Source organism: Brevundimonas sp. NPDC055311, assembly GCF_053645695.1.
Window position 1 is genome coordinate 14,210 of sequence record NZ_JBSHMV010000007.1, and the last position, 14,439, is coordinate 28,648.

A 14,439-nucleotide genomic window follows, 5' to 3' on the forward strand; every position below is an offset into this window, starting at 1 on the left:
CGCCATGACGAACGAGATCGAGGATATCGAGATCGGTCTGCTGCTGGAGGCGCTATACCAGCGCTACCATTACGACTTCCGCCAGTACGCACGGGCGTCGACCAAGCGCCGCCTGATTCAGGCGCGCAGCCATTTCGGCCTGCCGAGCCTGACGGCCCTGCAGGAGCGGGTCCTGCACGATCCCGAAATGCTGCCTCGTCTGCTCGCCTTCCTGACAGTTCAGGTCAGCGAGATGTTCCGCGATCCCGGCTACTTTCGCGCCCTGCGTGAGCAGGTGCTGCCCCATCTGCGCACCTATCCCTCGCTCAAGGTGTGGATCGCGGGGTGCAGCGCCGGGGAGGAGCTGTATTCCATGGCCATCCTGTTCCGCGAGGAAGGCCTGTTCGATCGCACCCTCTTCTACGCCACCGACATCAATCCCGACGCCCTGCGCGCCGCGGAAGCGGGGATCTATCCCCTCGATCGAATCCGCAAATTCACCGAAAATCACCAGAAGTCCGGCGGCCGTTCGTCCCTGTCCGACTACTATAGGGCGGATTATGGCCGGGCGGTCTTCGACAAGTCTCTGCGCGCCAATGTCGTCTTCTCGGACCACAGCCTAGTCACGGACGCCGTCTTCGCCGAGATGCAGCTCATCTCCTGCCGCAACGTCATGATCTATTTCGACCGGGGCCTTCAGGATCGCGCCGTGGGCCTGTTCAAGGACTCCCTGGCGCGCAACGGCTTTCTGGGGATCGGGTCGAAGGAAAGCCTGCGCTTCTCGCGCCATGCGGCCGCCTTCTCCGAGTTCGTCCCGGCGGAGAAGATCTACAGGAAACGCGAACCATGAGTCCGTCGCCCGACCGGGCCGTGGTGATCGGCGCCTCCGCCGGTGGGGTGCAGGCCCTGCTCGCCCTCCTCCCGACGCTGTCGGCGGACTTCCCCTGGCCGATCTTCATCGTCCTGCACGTCCCGGCCGATCGCAGCAACGTCCTGGCCCCCCTGTTCGAGGCCAAATGCCGGGTCGAGGTCAAGGAGGCCGAGGACAAGGAGACCGCCCGTCCCGGCGTGGTCTATTTCGCCCCCTCGGACTACCACCTTCTGGTCGAGAGCAACGGCGATCTGGCCCTGTCCTCCGACGAAGCCGTCAACTATTCCCGTCCCTCCATCGACGTGCTGTTCGAAAGCGCGGCGGACGCCTACGGCGCCGGCCTGACCGGGGTGATCCTGACCGGCGCCAATGAGGACGGCGCGGCCGGGCTGAGCGCCGTCGCCGCCGCGGGCGGCGCCGCCCTGGTGGAGGAGCCGGCCGCCGCCTACGCCCAGGCCATGCCCCAGGCCGCCCGCAACGCCTGCGCGGCGGCCGTCGCCCTGCCCCTCGAAGGCATCGCCGAACATCTGAAAGGTCTCGAAACAGAATGAGCAGCCCGGAACAGCCGATTCACCTCCTGCTGGTCGACGACCTTGAAGAGAACCTGCTCGCGCTGGAGGCGCTGCTGAAGCGGGAGGACATCGTCTGCCTGAAGGCCCGCTCGGGCGACGAGGCGCTGGAGCTGCTGCTGGTCCACGATGTCGCCCTGGCCCTGGTGGACGTGCAGATGCCGGGCATGGACGGTTTCCAGCTGGCTGAGTTCATGCGCGGCAATGTGAACGCGCGTCACGTCCCCATCATCTTCGTCACGGCGGGAAGCGCCGACCTGCAGCGACGGTTCAGGGGCTATGAGGCCGGGGCGGTCGACTTCATCCAGAAACCGATCGAAACCGACATCCTGCGCAGCAAGGCGAACGTTTTCATCGACCTCTATCGTCAGCGCATGGAGATTCTCGCCCAGCGCGATGAACTGGAGGCCTACGCTAACGCCCTGCGCGCGGCCGACCGCCGCAAGAACGACTTCATCGCCATGCTGGGCCATGAGTTGCGCAACCCGATCATGGCGCTCCGCGCCGGTCTTCAGCTTCTGGAGCGCCAGTCGGACAAGAACCGCAAGGCCGACATCCAGGCGCGGATGGAGGTTCAGGCCCACCACCTCTCGCGGCTGATCGAGGACCTGCTCGACGTCGCCCGGATCGACCAGGGCAAGATTTCCCTTCAGCGCGAGCGTGTGAGTCTGCAGAGCGTCATCGAGTCCGCCGTGGACACCAGCCGCCCCAAGATCGAGGCGGGCGCGCATGACCTGACGGTCGCCCTGCCTTCCCAGCCCCTGTGGCTCGAAGGCGATTTCACCCGCCTGTCGCAGGTCGTCAGCAACCTGCTGACCAACGCCGCCAAATACACGCCGTCCGAAGGACAAATCCGTGTTTCCGCGGATGTCGTCCAGGACGAGGTGCGGATCGACATCGCCGACAACGGCGTGGGCGTGCCGCATGACATGCAGGGCCGCATCTTCGATCTGTTCACTCAGTCGAAGGGGCCGGACGATCGCTCGCGCGAAGGTCTCGGCATCGGCCTGGCTCTCGTAAAGCAGTTGGTCGAGATGCATGACGGAGCCATAGAGCTGGCCAGCGACGGCCCCGGTCGAGGCAGTTGCTTCACACTGCGTTTTCCGGTCGTCGCCTGACCGGCGTTCACGCGTCCGATCCGCTCTTCCTCGCGTCGCGAAAGCGCCATTTCATAACCAGAACCGCCGACGCCATCACGAGGGCGCAAGCATTGGCGAAGGTCACAGGCCAGGCCGAGGTCATCACGCCGTAGATCGTCCACAGGATGAAGCAGCTGACGGTCAGGGAATAGGTTTTGAGGCTCACCGCCGAGGCGTCGCGCTCCTTCCAGATCTTGTACGCCTGCGGGGCAAAGCTCGTAATCGAGCAGATTGCTGCAGCCGAGCCGATAAGGGTTGCAACATCGCCAGCCATGACGGGCCAACGTCACGCTGGCCACGCTGTTCCCAAGGCGCATGTTCGCCGCTGAGGTCAATGCAGTGACGATCACCTCAGCGTCGCCGACAACGATCCTAATGGATCGGTGCCTTTTCCGATTGCGCCGGGGTGGGCCGATGGGTCGATCAAAGCCATCTACGCTTGCGCCTGTAGCGGGAACAGGGACGGACGCGGCCGATCTCGCGCCGCCGTCCCACCGCGACCGCCCGCTTACTCTGGAGGCGACTCCAGGTAGGCCTTATCGAACTCGGCCAGGGCGGCCAGCGCGCCCCAATCCTTCAGATGGACAAGGGCCCCCTTCCACTCCACGAGACCTTCTCGTCGAAGCTCCGCCACGACGCGGTTCACATGGACGGTTGAAAGCCCAAGGATATCCGCTATCTCCGCCTGGGTCATAGGCAACTGGAAGCAGCAGTCTTCCGCGCGGCCCACCGGTTCCAGTCGGCAGTAGAGTTCACACAGGAACCAGGCCAGGCGCTCCTTTGCGCTCTGGGCGCCGAGCGCAAGAATCCACTCGCGGCTTACGGCGCCGTCGACCAGGGTGTCCAGCCACAGGCTTCTGACCAGGTCGCCGTCGGCGTCGATCAACCGATCAAGGCGAGCATGGGGAATGGAGGCCGCCCGACAGTCCGTCAGGGCGACGACGCCCTGCGGCTGGCGCTTCTTCAACAAAGAGCCGAGATTGACGAAATCGCCTGGGAGACAAATCTCGGTGAATTGGCGCCGCCCATTCCGCAACAAACGGTAGCGTGCCGCAAACCCGTTCAAAAGCAGGAGGCAGGACGAGGCTTTGACGCCCTGGACGATGAGGTCGTCGCTCGCAGGGATGAGGGCCAGAGGATTGAACGCTTCACTGAGCTTGCGGAGGGTTGCTGGAGACACGCTCCTGCGCCGCGTCAGCTTGATCGTGATCAGATCGTGGAGTTCGTCGCCGGACCACATCCCCTCTTCGCCTTCCCGCTCCACACTTCGCGCATTCCCATCGCCGCCGCTCATGCGACGCGGCGTCGATAACGTCCTCGACGCCCAGGCGTTGCTTTAACGGTTCCCCTTCGCATGGGTCGGATCGCCTGGCGCCAGGCCGAGAGACGCCGATCAGCAGAGTCATCCTAGGTTCAGGCTCGGGCGTATAGGTTTCTGTCATGGCGCTCTACGATTTCCTCGTTGCCGGTCTGGAGGCGGATCGGGTCCATGAAGCCGAGGCTTCGACGGACGCCGAGGCGCGTCGTCAAGGGTTTCGCTTCGCCGGCGATCTGATCAAAGAGCGCGAGATCCTGAGCCGGGAATCCGTCGCCTTCGAAGTGAGAGTGAAGACGAAGGACGGCCGCCAGATCTGCGCGGTCAATGTGAGGCTGGATTAGGATGCCCGAAAATGGGCCTCGAGCGATCGGCCGGTTGCTCTAACAGGACATGACGGTTGGGCATGGTCTCGGACGACGGTTATGTTACAGATTAACAATGCCTTCTTCCCGATCGACCGCCTCGCCGCCCTTCTTCAACCAGGAGATGGCCGACGCCTACGACCATCGGAATCGCGCGCTCGCTCCGATCTCCAATTGCCTCCACTTCCTGACAGGCCTGGTCCTGGCCGAATGTCCGAGCGAGGCGCGAGTGCTGTGCGTCGGCGTGGGAACGGGCGCTGAAATCCTCTCCTTGGCCCAAGTGCGTCCAGGATGGTTTTTCGTCGGGGTCGATCCTTCCGCCGAGATGCTGAATGTCGGCCGGGACCGGTTAAAGGAAGCGGGCGTTCTGGAGCGATGCGAGCTTATCCAGGGCTACGCCGAGGACGCGCCCGCCGGCCCATTCGACGCCGCCGTCAGTCTGTTGGTCGCCCATTTCATCAGACGGGAACAACGGCCGGCCTTTTACAGCGCCATTCATGATCGACTGAAGCGGGGCGGTCGCTTCGTCAGCGCCGAAATCAGCGCCGATCTCGAAGGTGCGGCGTTTCCAGACATGTTGAAAGACTGGAAGCAGGTCCAGACCCTGATGGGCGCGACCCCCGAATCGTCGGCCAGGCTAGAGAGCATGCTGCGCGACGCGCTGGGGGTTCTGCCGGCGGCCGAGACCGAGGCCCTTTGGCGGGCAGCAGGGTTTGCGACGCCCGTGTCCTTCTTCCAGGCCTTCATGATCCGAGGCTGGCACGCAATGAAGGCGTAGGCCGGACGCGATCCGGGCCGGGACGCTGGCCGGCCTTTGCTGACGCAGTCGCAATGGCCGGCCGTCGGTTGGAAGCCCCCAAACTTATGGAACAGCCTGCCGGGCTGGACTACAGCGCCCCTTGAACCGTCTCCGCGGCCATCCAAATAGCGACCGCCTTCACTCTTCACTGGAGATGCTTCGATGCGAACCGTCGTTGTAGAACCCTTTGGCGACGTCTGGGCCGTCCGCGTGGATGACGTCGAGCCTCAGCTGTTTGCGCGCGGGCGCGCCGCGGAAGACGTCGCCAAGACCGTGGCGGAGCGGCTGGGGGCCGCCGGCGACCACGTCGAGATCCATCTGTTCCTACGGAACGGCCAAAAGGCGGCGCGATTTGTTTGCCTACCTCCCCTTTCAGCCGAGGACTCTCCTCTGCTGATCGGAGGAAGCCTGCTGGCCCAGGCGGCGGCGAACGTCGACGATACCGACCAGCGCGTAAACGCCTGACGGCCAAGGCGGAGTGCAGCAGGTAGAAGGGGGCGCCAGAAGAGCGCTGCGGACTCGCCCTTCCCTATGCTGCCCAGGAGGGATTTATCCAGGTCGCCGAGCCGGTCCGTCGATGCGGCCGGTCGAGGGCTGGACAGCCATGCAAATTGTAAAATAGTAACATCGTTCACGACGGGAGGCGGAACGTGCCGGGGCGGCCCAAACGAACGGGACGGATGATAGAGGCGGTCCTGATCGCCCTGTGTCTTGCGATCTTCGGCATCCTTTACTGGATTGCGACCGGATAACGTGAAGCGGGCCGGCTTCGGCTGTCATTCCGCAGTTGGTCGAAGAGCCGCCCCCGTGGAACCCATCGCCCTCGGGACGGCTAAGGATTGTCTTCCGCGCGGAAGTCTGCGGCCCGGAGCGCAACCCCCCTGAGCACCGCTCCGGGCCGCAACCCCTGACGAGAAAGGCGCGACCGAGAGGAACCAGGCCGGGCTTAAGCAGTTTGCCGGGCATCCCCTTCTTCCTGGCGCCGGGAGATCGTCTTTGCGCAAACAAAAATCTCCCATCCCCCGCTGGTGGCGTCTAGCCGGGTGGGAGGCGGCGCGGCTGCTCGGAACGCTTTCGTTCATAGGGATCGTCGGGTGCGCCTACATGGGCTGGATGGGCTGAGACGGAACCCCGGATGGTCCTCGAGCTTTAAGGAGGCGCATTCCGGCGCTGGCGTGCGATGCGGCCCGGCGCGCAGCCACGCACCCCCTGCGGCGCACCGGGCCGCAACCAATTCCGGCGCAGCTTGTTGGCTTCGCATGACTGGATTTGGCGGACACCTGCTCGCGGCGCTCGATCGCCTATTCAAACGCCTGACCGGGAACGAGCGCCTCCTCTAGGCGGCCTCCGTCCCTCGACTGCGGCGGCGTGCGGGCTGAAATATCAAAAGCGCTGCCGTTAATCATCACAGGTTAAACGCGCAAAGCGCTTGGAGATCTAAGCTCGCCCAGTCGCTCGCCTCCTGAGCGGGCCTGCTCCAGTCCCTCGCGCACCTCCTGAAAGAGCGGGGCTGGACCGACGGTAGAGGAACGCGACTTGCCCAGACGTCCCCAATGGCGACCCAGCTTCGGCGAATGGTCGGTGGTGATTGCGATTTTGGCCCTACTCGCGATCGCCGCTTCCTCGGCCTTCGAGTGATCGGACAGACTCATTGATGTCGGCCGTCAGGTCGTCGGCCGTGCGGCGAGGTTGCTTTCAGGTGGCCATGACGACAAGGAGACCACCCCATGGCGGAACGTCGATTTTCGCAATGGCGCAACCTCGGCCTGGCGGCCCCGGTGATCTTTGCCGCTAATCGAGTGCGGCGGCCTCGCCTGTCCAGCTGGCATCCGAGTGTCGTCTGCGGGGCTTCGCCGTCGCGGGCGTCGCCACCGGCTCCCTGATAAGGTTTCTGGCCGTGCTGTCGGCCTTGCAACGCCTGCGTCCCGTCTGCTGCTAGCCCCGGCCGGTCTTCCGTAGAGAGAAGCTTGGGAGGTCGTGGCGCCGACAGCGACGGCGACACCATCAATGTGAGCGCTGGCCCGGCCGGCGGATGTGGCTCCCGCCCGTGCGAGCGTTTCTTCTGTAGGCAAATGAAGACCCCTCGCCGGCGCCTGGGGCCTCCAACGAGGGGCTTCGCGGTTCAACAGAGGGCAGCTCCAGGGGTTAGAGAGCTGCGATGGGCCAACTCACGGGAATGAGAACGGTTCCGAACGTCAAGGACATGCCCCCCGAAGCGAGAGCACGCCTGAGGCGCGTCTGCAGTAAACTTCAAGCGCCAAAGGCCGCTCTCCGAATACCCGCCAAACCGGAGGCCCTGCAATCCGGGCTCGCTCCCTCTCGCAGCTGAGCTTTCAGGCTCGTTAGGCCCGCCTGAGTCCCAATGCGGCAGATCGGTTTTCTTATGCTCGCCTAACAAGTCCAGCATGCTGAGGCGCGCCTTCGCGTCCCGCCGGTCGTCGACGGAGCCGTCATATCGGGCCACCGCCGATGGCGACGTCCAAAGCGCGCGGCCCGCTGTAGAGCTGTCCTCCGGACAGTTCGCTCTTTCAGCCCGCCGACGCGTTCGTTCAAGTCGTGGATACCTCGGAGAGCGCCGATGACCTGCGGGACCGCCGACCACCCTCTCTATCGTTTCGCCCTGTTCGGGCACCGCTCCGCCTTCTGCGCGGAGATCGCGGCGGCCACGGACGACGACGCATACAGGGAAGCTCTGCGCTTCATGGGCGAGCTGTTGAAAGAGGGCGACACCATGAGGGACGACGGCTTTTCGTATCGGGTCACGGTGACCGCGATCGACGGCCGCCGAATCTGCGACATCACAAGCTGCGGCGCAAACCACGCGAGCCGAGATTGATCGCGTCGGACGCGTACGCCCGAGCGCCCGCTCGGATGCAACGCCGCAGGCGCGGGAGCCTTATCTAGAAGGCCCAGCGTCAGATCGACGACGGCCGGTTTCAAAGCTTGAGCGCCTCCTCGTTTGGTTAGGACCGTCAGGAAATCCGCATGTTCTTCCCCACCCGCCGGCCCAGGTCGTCCGCGCCGCCGCTCCCGGCCGGCCGTCGCAAGCCAAGCCATCCGGCCGCCCGGCTCGAAGGCGACCTGATGGAAGGAGCGCCCGATCACAGCGATCGCCGCCCTGGACCTAGCCCCGCCGACATGGGGATTGGGCAGCGGCGCGCGGCCCTGGTCGCCCTTCTCGACCTGCTGGCGGCCGCCGGGTACGATTTCGTGAGCCCGACCCCCGCCACCCACAGACGGGTGGCGTCCCGGCGGGAGCGCGCCCGCGCCGCCAACCTGCGAGACATCTTCGGCTGGGGGCGCCCCTTCGAACCGAACGACCTCGACCCTACCCTCCTCGCCACGATGTCGAGCGGCGGGCTCCTCGTCGACGAGGGCGCGTCGCTTCGATCCGCTGTCAGGGTCAGTGCGCTTGACGGGCGCCTGCACCTGCACTCCGCCCGGAGCGACGCCCCCGACGCCGTCTTCCTTGGACCGGACAGCTACCGCTTCGTCCGCTTCCTGACCTCCGTGCTATGCGGTACGCAGCCGCGCTCGATCCTCGACGTCGGCGCCGGCGCCGGCGCCGGCGCGCTGGCGCTGGCCGCACGCTTGCCGCATTCCAGGGTCGTGGCCGGGGACGTGAACACCTTCGCCCTTGCTCTCCTCGCCGCCAATGCCGCCCACGCCCGCCTATCGATTGAACTTGTCGCGGGCTCTGGGCCCGAGGCCGCAGCCGGCGAGTTCGATCTCATCATCGCCAACCCGCCCTATCTGGCCGACGGCGAGCACCGGACCTATCGCGATGGAGGCGGCGCCTTGGGCATGGACCTCGCCTTGGCGTGGGTCTCTGTTGGACTGCATCGCCTGCGTCCGCGGGGGCGCTTCGTGCTCTACACGGGCAGCCCGATCATCGAAGGCCGAGATATGCTGCGCATCGAGCTCGAGCGGCTCGCCGCCGAGGCAGGCGCGAGCATGACATATGAGGAGATCGACCCGGATGTCTTCGGGGGGATGCTGGCGCACGAAGGCTATCGAGAGGTCGAAAGGATCGCGGCCATCGGCGCTGTCCTGTCTCGCCAGGCCGCGCCGCGAAGGTTATTCGCCACCCGGGGCCTTCGCCCTTAGACCGCTTGGGCTTCGGTGAAGGCTGCGTTCCTTATGCCAGCCTTCGGTCGCATCCGCGTGAGGAGGAACGGGATTCCGGAGCGCCGGTTAAACCTCTGAAGGCCTTAATAGAGGGCGTGGCTAGAGAGTATGTGCACAGGTCCATGACGCAGATCGACGTAAGTTCGCCAGAGCCCCAGCTCTGCCTCCGATGCGCGGGATCAGGCATCTTCGACACGGGCGTCTGCCACATGTGCGACGGGTCCGGGAAGGCGCAGATCGACACCGACCTTTCAGCCGCCGCCGAGCAAGAGTCGAATCCCAGATCGCAGCCGAATTCTTCCGCTCGCCTCGCGGCCCAGCGCTGATGGACGACGGCCTTTACAAGATCGGCTTCAGGACACGGCTGGGACCGGGCTATGGGGTAGTCGTGCTCCAGGGCGGGCGCATCATCGGCGGCGACAGCAGCTCGTTCTATGTCGGCTCCTATGTCATTCACGGAGCGAGGTTCAAGGCCAGCCTGCAGCTCGATCGGCATACCATTCCTGTCCTGCGATCCGTGTTCGGCGTCGAGCGTGCGCGTATCGAGTTGGAAGGCGATATCCTCGGCCAGGACGCGCTCATGTCGGGGTCTTCGCCCGATGCGCCCGAAGTGAGTTTCGAGGCCGTGATGAGCAGACTGGCCTAGACGGCGCGCCGTCGTTTACGGCCAGATCAACAACGACCGCCTCCGCCGATCGAGGCTGCGCCTTCGCAATCGCCTTCCATCACCAGGCGACCGACCACTTCTGCTCCGCCCTGCAGGGCCATGAGCTTGTCTTCAGCGTCCTCCCAGTCCTCCGCTTCCAACTGAAGAGAAAAGCAACGCTCGCCCTGCTGGTAGTCCACGAGAAACATCGGCATCGCCTATCCTACCACCAACCAGGCTGAGGGACGTTCTCGAGCCGCGAGACGGCGAGCGACGCTCCAGGCGAAGGCCCGTTTCGCCGCAGCTTTATCATCATAGCGGCGCGGCTTGTCCGTCCCATCTCCGGTCAGGCGATACCACGCCTCCCGTCGTCTTGAGCCGGGCTGGATGCGTTCAAGTCTGACGCCCACGCGGGAGCGTAACAGGCGTTTTCTTTTCATTTCTCCGTCCTCCTGCCCCCGCGCGAGGCGGCGAAGGCGGCGCAAAGCGCCCGCGCCGCCTCCCCTGCGCGCCTTATCGATATCGAGCGCGCTCCGCAGCGATCTCGTCGGTTGTATAGGGAGCCCCGGCGGGGTCAAAGCGCGTCCAGCCCGTCTCGCGGTAGGCGGCCCCTCGAGCGGCGGCGTCCCAGCCGCGGCTCTCGTCCAGGATCGCCTGCGCCCGGGCCCGCTCCGTTTCATTGACGCGAACGCTGACAAGGGTTCCGCCCCGACGCACGCCTTCGGCGTAGACGTGGGCGTCATCGTCATCATGACCCGCCTCCTTAAGCGCGCCGAGAATTCCGCCGACGGCCCCGCCCGCAGCGGCGCCCGCGGCCCCCGCAACCGCCGCCGACGCGAGCCAGCCTGCTGCCACCACGGGGCCCATGCCCGGCACCGCCAGCATGCCCAGGCCCGCGAGAACGCCGGCGCCCACGCCGAGCGCGCCGCCGGTCGCCGCCCCCTTGCCCGCGCCTTCTGCGACGTCGTTCTCGCCGTCGCCGTTCATGTCACCGGGCGCCCGCCCGTGATGCCGGTGGCTCTCGTGCCAGTTGTCGGCGTTATTGGAGATGACGCTGATGTCAGCCGCTCCAAAGCCGGCGGCTTCGAGGGCGGACACGGCGTCCATCGCTTCGGTGTGAGTATCGTAGAGTCGCGTGATAGTGGACATGGAAATCTCCTTCAGCATCAGGAAGCGGGCGACGCGCTGACGACGCCTTTGTAGTCTACGGAAACCCTCGACTCGACGCCGTCCTTGACGGCGGTCGCCGTCCAGACGCCGTCTTCGCCCTGGCTCAAACCGCCGACCTGGGCGTAGCCCTGTTTCTCAATGGCGCTTCTCGCCTGCCCCTCGGTAAAGGAATTTGCGCCCGGCGTGATCGTCCCCTCTGCAGCGTTCTCCGTCGTGTCGACGGCGGGGTTCCGAGGTGTCTCCGACGCGGACACCACAGGCCCTTCGACAGGGGATTGGGCGTCGCGGTTATCTCCGCACGCTCCAAGCAGAACGACGGCTCCGATCAGACCTATGGAAGCTCTCATGGGTTTCTCCTTTGATGAGGTGTTGAGGGAAGTCGCCCGGATTCAAAGCGTTCCGCCGCGTCGAAGACTTTCCCGCGGACCGTAAGGTTCCGGGTCATCCAGCCCGCTCCGAGGTCCGCGCTTCGCCCGTCTCTGCGGCCGAAACGCCATCTCGCCTCGACGCCAGTCGGTACAAGGCATGCTCGTCGTCGAAGACTTCAGCGGAAGAAAAGGGCTAGCCGCCGCCGCGCCTCGGCCATGGCGGCCGCGGCGTCCTCCACCGTGACGCATTCGACGCGCAGGACGCCTGTCCCCGCTCCACTGTAGCGAATGGTGAAGTGAGGCATTTCGCGGCTCCTCTGTGACGGTGAAGCAAGAACCCGCCGCGCGACCTGTTCCTTGGGTCGCCTAGCGGACCCATGCGGAAGCAGGCTGGCGCTCGAGAGCCGAATCCTCTTTCGCGCTGGCATCCCCGTTTCGAGACACGGCCGGGACACGGCCTCAGCAAAGTCGATCGGACCTGGCTCCCACGATCTCGAATCCAAGCGCTGGAAGAGCCGCATTACCTTTGCAACTCGGCGCGACACCTATCCCTGCCGCAATTCGCGTTGATGGGCGTAGGCGAGGCGAACACCGGCGAGACAGTCATGGCGCCAGGTTCTGGAACGCCTCCTCGCCCCCTCAACTTCTCTGGGAATAAGAGGAGAGAGCCATGACCGAGACCCCACGTGATCCGCCTGAACAGCTCAACAATGAGGACGGCGACCTGACGCCGGTCAAAGCCGACACAGTATCGAGGGGTGATCCAGCCGAACGGCTTCGCGGCGTCGGCCAGGAGAACATCTCCGCCCGTCCGGTCAAGCCGAAACCATCGGACCCGCCCCCTGCCCCGCCGGAGTTGGACGACGACGCCACACAGATGAAGAAGATCGAGGACGCCGCCGGTACGGAGCCTTCACCGCCTGGCGTCGCCGAGCCGGAGGGCGCACGCGAACTGCCCAGGCCGCCGCTTGCGGATCCGATCTGATGGCTCCGCGGCTCAAGCTGTTCGAATGGTCGGACGGCTTCCACACCTTCACCGTGGCGGCCAGCTCGCGACCGAAGGCGTTAGCCGCTTGGGGCAGCGGCCAGGATCTCTTCGCCACCGGCCTGGCCAAGGAAATCGACGACAGCCCCGACGCTGAGGCCGCCAAGGCTTCGCCCGGCACGGTGATTGAGCGCAGGCTCGACGTGAAGCTCCCGGCGAGCGCTCCGAAGAAGGGCGCGGCGAAGAAGACGAAGCAGCCCAGCGCCGCCGATCGGAAACGCGTGGAGGAAGCCCAAATCGCCCTGGACGACCTCGACGCCATGCACGGTCAGGCCGCACGGCGGCTGGATGAAGAGCTGCAAGCCATTAGGGCGCGCAGGGAAGAGGAACGGACGGCCTATGAAGCGCAGCGCGAGAAACTACAGGCTCGCCTGGAGAGGGCGCGCGCTAAGCTCTAGCCCTCATCGTCTTCGTCGTCCTCGGCCTCGGCCTCGGCCTCGGCCCCGAAATCCGCGAACACGAGCTGCATCTCAACCCTCACCTCGTCCATGGTCTGCTGGACCCAGGCGTGAAGGGCGCGGACGGTCTTCTCGGCTGATACGGCGTCCGGCGAGAACAGACGCTCCATGACGTCCGTCAGCGCCTGGTTCCTGCCCATGAGCACGCCAGCCCGATAAATCGGGTCGTCTGAAGGGTCGATGTCGTCGTCTTCGTCCATGTGCGACCTTCTGGCGCGCCAACACTCTTGTGAGTTGCGCACTCGCGTAACGGTTGTGACCCTCTCGCCAGGAGATAGTCTTCATCGGGAGAGTTATATGTCCGTAAAACTATAGGCGTCGCGATGGCTGCCCTCACGATGAATGTTATGGCCGCGGGCGCGGCGCCCGTGCCGCCTGACTGGTAACCTTCCGCGGCGCTTCGCCGTCAACAAATCCCTTCAATGGGATCAGCGGCCCGGCTTGAGGACAGTCCCCCGGTTCTCGCTGGGCCGTTTCGATTCGCGAAGTAGCTCGGAACCAGTGAACCTCCCACCGCTTGGTTTCAGGCAACCAACAGGGAGATGACCATGACCGACGTCCAACCGAACGATCCGAACCGCAATCCCAGGGAAGCGCCCGAACTGGACGGCGATGAAGTCGAAGCCGGCCGCCAGGCTCGCAAGAGCGGAGCCAATCAAGACCCTCTGGCGAACAACAATCCGGCCGACAGGAACACATCGCCTTCGACCGGCGGCGACGGCGCCGCGGGCGCCGGCGGTCCGAAGGGCTTTGGCACGGGCGCCTGATCAGCAGGAATGGGTGGCTGGCCGAATCTCCGGAGCGGCGCCCATTCGACTGATTGATCGTCGGTGGCGGCGGCGCTCTTGCGCCGCCGCACAGCTTGAGCGCCGCCCTGTTCCGGCGACGCCCTATACACTTGGCGTCCGGGCTCACCGAGCCGCCCTGACCGCCTATCTCCGATCGTCGCGGGTGCGATCTCGCAGTTCACCAGAGCGGCGCGCAACCATCGGGCTCACGCTGTGCAAATCTGACGCCGTCAGGCTGGTCGGCTAAGGCCGCCGCGCGCGTGTCGCACCAGCGACCGTCGCAACGCCAAGGCCTGCAACGACAAGGTCCTCGACGATCCCGCTGCGGGTCTGGCCAATGCGCCGCAGCGCGGCCTTTCGGCCGGCCAGCGTCAGATAGGCCAGCGGTATGGCGACGCCCACGGCCAGGGCGGCGCCGCGCCGCTCGCGTCCCCTCGGCGCCAGGGCGCCGCCGGCGATCCCGGCGCTCGCGATCCGGGCAAGCAGGCCGAGGAATACCGTACGATCCGGCGCGGACTTCATCTTGTCGCCCAGCAGTTCGCCAACGCCCATCGCCAGCGCACCGAACCTGAATAACGGACGGTCGAGCAGAACGAGTCTGCCCGGCGTGGCGCGGCGGCCCAGGCGCGCTGCGGCGATGACGGCCATGGGCGTCATCGAACGCGCGCTGGCGGCGGCGCCGATCAGGACCGAGGGAAGCAGGTCGAGGAAGCGCATGAAGGCTCAACCCTCTCCGACCGGGCGGGTTGCGTCGGCCGTCTCACGAAGCCTCCTTCCACCCTCGCACATTTCCGGCGAG

Annotated in this window: 20 protein-coding genes; 12 read left to right on the plus strand and 8 right to left on the minus strand. The window is 65.6% G+C overall.

Annotated features, from left to right (window positions below; all coding sequences use genetic code 11):
• Positions 1 to 4 precede the first annotated feature (4 nt).
• Genes ACWIDZ_RS15515 through ACWIDZ_RS15525 form a run of 3 tightly spaced genes read left to right on the plus strand, consistent with a single transcriptional unit; the run spans position 5 to position 2,537 of the window.
• The gene (locus tag ACWIDZ_RS15515) at positions 5 to 829 is read left to right on the plus strand and encodes a CheR family methyltransferase (protein WP_453990255.1); all 825 of its coding nucleotides are present in this window, start codon (positions 5 to 7) and stop codon (positions 827 to 829) included.
• Positions 826 to 1,401 carry a chemotaxis protein CheB gene (locus ACWIDZ_RS15520; RefSeq protein WP_412878189.1) on the plus strand — a complete coding sequence of 192 codons (576 nt, stop codon included), beginning with the start codon at positions 826 to 828 and terminating at the stop codon, positions 1,399 to 1,401. The genes ACWIDZ_RS15515 and ACWIDZ_RS15520 overlap by 4 nt, the downstream gene beginning before the upstream one ends.
• A complete protein-coding gene (locus ACWIDZ_RS15525) occupies positions 1,398 to 2,537 on the plus strand; it encodes a hybrid sensor histidine kinase/response regulator (RefSeq protein ID WP_453990253.1) in 1,140 nt (379 codons plus the stop codon). Before ACWIDZ_RS15520 ends, ACWIDZ_RS15525 begins: the two co-directional genes overlap by 4 nt.
• A 7-nt stretch (positions 2,538 to 2,544) precedes the next feature.
• Here the strand turns inward: ACWIDZ_RS15525 and ACWIDZ_RS15530 are convergent, their stop codons facing one another.
• Both ACWIDZ_RS15530 and ACWIDZ_RS15535 read right to left on the minus strand, forming a co-directional pair.
• A complete protein-coding gene (locus tag ACWIDZ_RS15530) occupies positions 2,545 to 2,832 on the minus strand; it encodes a SemiSWEET family sugar transporter (protein WP_412877557.1) in 288 nt (95 codons plus the stop codon).
• A gap of 234 nt (positions 2,833 to 3,066) precedes the next feature.
• Complete coding sequence (locus tag ACWIDZ_RS15535) at positions 3,067 to 3,852, minus strand: Crp/Fnr family transcriptional regulator (RefSeq protein WP_412877556.1); 786 nt, start codon at positions 3,850 to 3,852, stop codon at positions 3,067 to 3,069.
• A 146-nt stretch (positions 3,853 to 3,998) separates the two neighbouring features.
• On the opposite strand from ACWIDZ_RS15535, the gene ACWIDZ_RS15540 reads away from it, so the two are divergent.
• The 6 genes from ACWIDZ_RS15540 (at position 3,999) to ACWIDZ_RS15565 (ending at position 9,811) form a co-directional block, all read left to right on the plus strand.
• Positions 3,999 to 4,217, plus strand: coding sequence for a hypothetical protein (locus ACWIDZ_RS15540; RefSeq protein WP_412877555.1), 219 nt, complete (start codon positions 3,999 to 4,001; stop codon positions 4,215 to 4,217).
• Positions 4,218 to 4,362: 145 nt separating this feature from the next.
• The gene (locus tag ACWIDZ_RS15545; RefSeq protein ID WP_412877554.1) at positions 4,363 to 5,016 is read left to right on the plus strand and encodes a class I SAM-dependent methyltransferase; all 654 of its coding nucleotides are present in this window, start codon (positions 4,363 to 4,365) and stop codon (positions 5,014 to 5,016) included.
• A gap of 183 nt (positions 5,017 to 5,199) precedes the next feature.
• A complete protein-coding gene (locus ACWIDZ_RS15550; RefSeq protein ID WP_453990250.1) occupies positions 5,200 to 5,502 on the plus strand; it encodes a hypothetical protein in 303 nt (100 codons plus the stop codon).
• A 2,113-nt stretch (positions 5,503 to 7,615) separates the two neighbouring features.
• The gene (locus ACWIDZ_RS15555) at positions 7,616 to 7,873 is read left to right on the plus strand and encodes a DUF6894 family protein (protein WP_291783760.1); all 258 of its coding nucleotides are present in this window, start codon (positions 7,616 to 7,618) and stop codon (positions 7,871 to 7,873) included.
• A 149-nt stretch (positions 7,874 to 8,022) separates the two neighbouring features.
• Entirely contained in the window at positions 8,023 to 9,144 is a 1,122-nt protein-coding gene (locus ACWIDZ_RS15560; protein ID WP_453990248.1) for a methyltransferase, read from the plus strand.
• 346 nt (positions 9,145 to 9,490) lie between these two features.
• The gene (locus tag ACWIDZ_RS15565) at positions 9,491 to 9,811 is read left to right on the plus strand and encodes a hypothetical protein (RefSeq protein WP_453990246.1); all 321 of its coding nucleotides are present in this window, start codon (positions 9,491 to 9,493) and stop codon (positions 9,809 to 9,811) included.
• A 26-nt stretch (positions 9,812 to 9,837) separates the two neighbouring features.
• On the opposite strand, the gene ACWIDZ_RS15570 is transcribed toward ACWIDZ_RS15565, so the two are convergent.
• The 4 genes from ACWIDZ_RS15570 to ACWIDZ_RS15585 form a co-directional block, all read right to left on the minus strand.
• Positions 9,838 to 10,026 (minus strand): hypothetical protein, encoded by a 189-nt coding sequence (locus ACWIDZ_RS15570; RefSeq protein WP_200165253.1) that lies wholly within the window; start codon positions 10,024 to 10,026, stop codon positions 9,838 to 9,840.
• Between the two features lie 298 nt (positions 10,027 to 10,324).
• A complete protein-coding gene (locus ACWIDZ_RS15575) occupies positions 10,325 to 10,960 on the minus strand; it encodes a hypothetical protein (RefSeq protein ID WP_453990244.1) in 636 nt (211 codons plus the stop codon).
• Positions 10,961 to 10,977: 17 nt separating this feature from the next.
• Positions 10,978 to 11,328 carry a hypothetical protein gene (locus ACWIDZ_RS15580; protein WP_253108006.1) on the minus strand — a complete coding sequence of 117 codons (351 nt, stop codon included), beginning with the start codon at positions 11,326 to 11,328 and terminating at the stop codon, positions 10,978 to 10,980.
• Positions 11,329 to 11,525: 197 nt separating this feature from the next.
• Positions 11,526 to 11,654, minus strand: a complete 129-nt coding sequence (locus tag ACWIDZ_RS15585) for a hypothetical protein (protein WP_453990242.1) — start codon at positions 11,652 to 11,654, stop codon at positions 11,526 to 11,528.
• A 365-nt stretch (positions 11,655 to 12,019) separates the two neighbouring features.
• Here ACWIDZ_RS15585 and ACWIDZ_RS15590 point away from each other — a divergent pair, with 365 nt between their 5' ends.
• Positions 12,020 to 12,334 carry a hypothetical protein gene (locus ACWIDZ_RS15590; RefSeq protein WP_291783751.1) on the plus strand — a complete coding sequence of 105 codons (315 nt, stop codon included), beginning with the start codon at positions 12,020 to 12,022 and terminating at the stop codon, positions 12,332 to 12,334.
• A complete protein-coding gene (locus tag ACWIDZ_RS15595; RefSeq protein ID WP_291783748.1) occupies positions 12,334 to 12,792 on the plus strand; it encodes a hypothetical protein in 459 nt (152 codons plus the stop codon). The genes ACWIDZ_RS15590 and ACWIDZ_RS15595 overlap by 1 nt, the downstream gene beginning before the upstream one ends.
• Here ACWIDZ_RS15595 and ACWIDZ_RS15600 read toward each other — a convergent pair.
• A complete protein-coding gene (locus tag ACWIDZ_RS15600) occupies positions 12,789 to 13,052 on the minus strand; it encodes a hypothetical protein (protein WP_453990239.1) in 264 nt (87 codons plus the stop codon). The genes ACWIDZ_RS15595 and ACWIDZ_RS15600 overlap by 4 nt on opposite strands.
• A gap of 348 nt (positions 13,053 to 13,400) precedes the next feature.
• Between ACWIDZ_RS15600 and ACWIDZ_RS15605 the strand changes: the two genes are divergently transcribed.
• The gene (locus tag ACWIDZ_RS15605; protein ID WP_291783744.1) at positions 13,401 to 13,619 is read left to right on the plus strand and encodes a hypothetical protein; all 219 of its coding nucleotides are present in this window, start codon (positions 13,401 to 13,403) and stop codon (positions 13,617 to 13,619) included.
• 264 nt (positions 13,620 to 13,883) lie between these two features.
• Here the strand turns inward: ACWIDZ_RS15605 and ACWIDZ_RS15610 are convergent, their stop codons facing one another.
• A complete protein-coding gene (locus ACWIDZ_RS15610) occupies positions 13,884 to 14,357 on the minus strand; it encodes a hypothetical protein (RefSeq protein ID WP_269298458.1) in 474 nt (157 codons plus the stop codon).
• Positions 14,358 to 14,439 lie beyond the last annotated feature (82 nt).

Bases quoted from the DNA above. Each gene is read 5' to 3' on its own strand.
- ACWIDZ_RS15515 (WP_453990255.1), top strand. From the start codon at position 5: ATGACGAACGAGATCGAGGATATCGAGATCGGTCTGCTGCTGGAGGCG.
- ACWIDZ_RS15520 (WP_412878189.1), top strand. From the start codon at position 826: ATGAGTCCGTCGCCCGACCGGGCCGTGGTGATCGGCGCCTCCGCCGGT.
- ACWIDZ_RS15525 (WP_453990253.1), top strand. From the start codon at position 1,398: ATGAGCAGCCCGGAACAGCCGATTCACCTCCTGCTGGTCGACGACCTT.
- ACWIDZ_RS15530 (WP_412877557.1), bottom strand. From the start codon at position 2,832: ATGGCTGGCGATGTTGCAACCCTTATCGGCTCGGCTGCAGCAATCTGC.
- ACWIDZ_RS15535 (WP_412877556.1), bottom strand. From the start codon at position 3,852: ATGAGCGGCGGCGATGGGAATGCGCGAAGTGTGGAGCGGGAAGGCGAA.
- ACWIDZ_RS15540 (WP_412877555.1), top strand. From the start codon at position 3,999: ATGGCGCTCTACGATTTCCTCGTTGCCGGTCTGGAGGCGGATCGGGTC.
- ACWIDZ_RS15545 (WP_412877554.1), top strand. From the start codon at position 4,363: ATGGCCGACGCCTACGACCATCGGAATCGCGCGCTCGCTCCGATCTCC.
- ACWIDZ_RS15550 (WP_453990250.1), top strand. From the start codon at position 5,200: ATGCGAACCGTCGTTGTAGAACCCTTTGGCGACGTCTGGGCCGTCCGC.
- ACWIDZ_RS15555 (WP_291783760.1), top strand. From the start codon at position 7,616: ATGACCTGCGGGACCGCCGACCACCCTCTCTATCGTTTCGCCCTGTTC.
- ACWIDZ_RS15560 (WP_453990248.1), top strand. From the start codon at position 8,023: ATGTTCTTCCCCACCCGCCGGCCCAGGTCGTCCGCGCCGCCGCTCCCG.
- ACWIDZ_RS15565 (WP_453990246.1), top strand. From the start codon at position 9,491: ATGGACGACGGCCTTTACAAGATCGGCTTCAGGACACGGCTGGGACCG.
- ACWIDZ_RS15570 (WP_200165253.1), bottom strand. From the start codon at position 10,026: ATGCCGATGTTTCTCGTGGACTACCAGCAGGGCGAGCGTTGCTTTTCT.
- ACWIDZ_RS15575 (WP_453990244.1), bottom strand. From the start codon at position 10,960: ATGTCCACTATCACGCGACTCTACGATACTCACACCGAAGCGATGGAC.
- ACWIDZ_RS15580 (WP_253108006.1), bottom strand. From the start codon at position 11,328: ATGAGAGCTTCCATAGGTCTGATCGGAGCCGTCGTTCTGCTTGGAGCG.
- ACWIDZ_RS15585 (WP_453990242.1), bottom strand. From the start codon at position 11,654: ATGCCTCACTTCACCATTCGCTACAGTGGAGCGGGGACAGGCGTCCTG.
- ACWIDZ_RS15590 (WP_291783751.1), top strand. From the start codon at position 12,020: ATGACCGAGACCCCACGTGATCCGCCTGAACAGCTCAACAATGAGGAC.
- ACWIDZ_RS15595 (WP_291783748.1), top strand. From the start codon at position 12,334: ATGGCTCCGCGGCTCAAGCTGTTCGAATGGTCGGACGGCTTCCACACC.
- ACWIDZ_RS15600 (WP_453990239.1), bottom strand. From the start codon at position 13,052: ATGGACGAAGACGACGACATCGACCCTTCAGACGACCCGATTTATCGG.
- ACWIDZ_RS15605 (WP_291783744.1), top strand. From the start codon at position 13,401: ATGACCGACGTCCAACCGAACGATCCGAACCGCAATCCCAGGGAAGCG.
- ACWIDZ_RS15610 (WP_269298458.1), bottom strand. From the start codon at position 14,357: ATGCGCTTCCTCGACCTGCTTCCCTCGGTCCTGATCGGCGCCGCCGCC.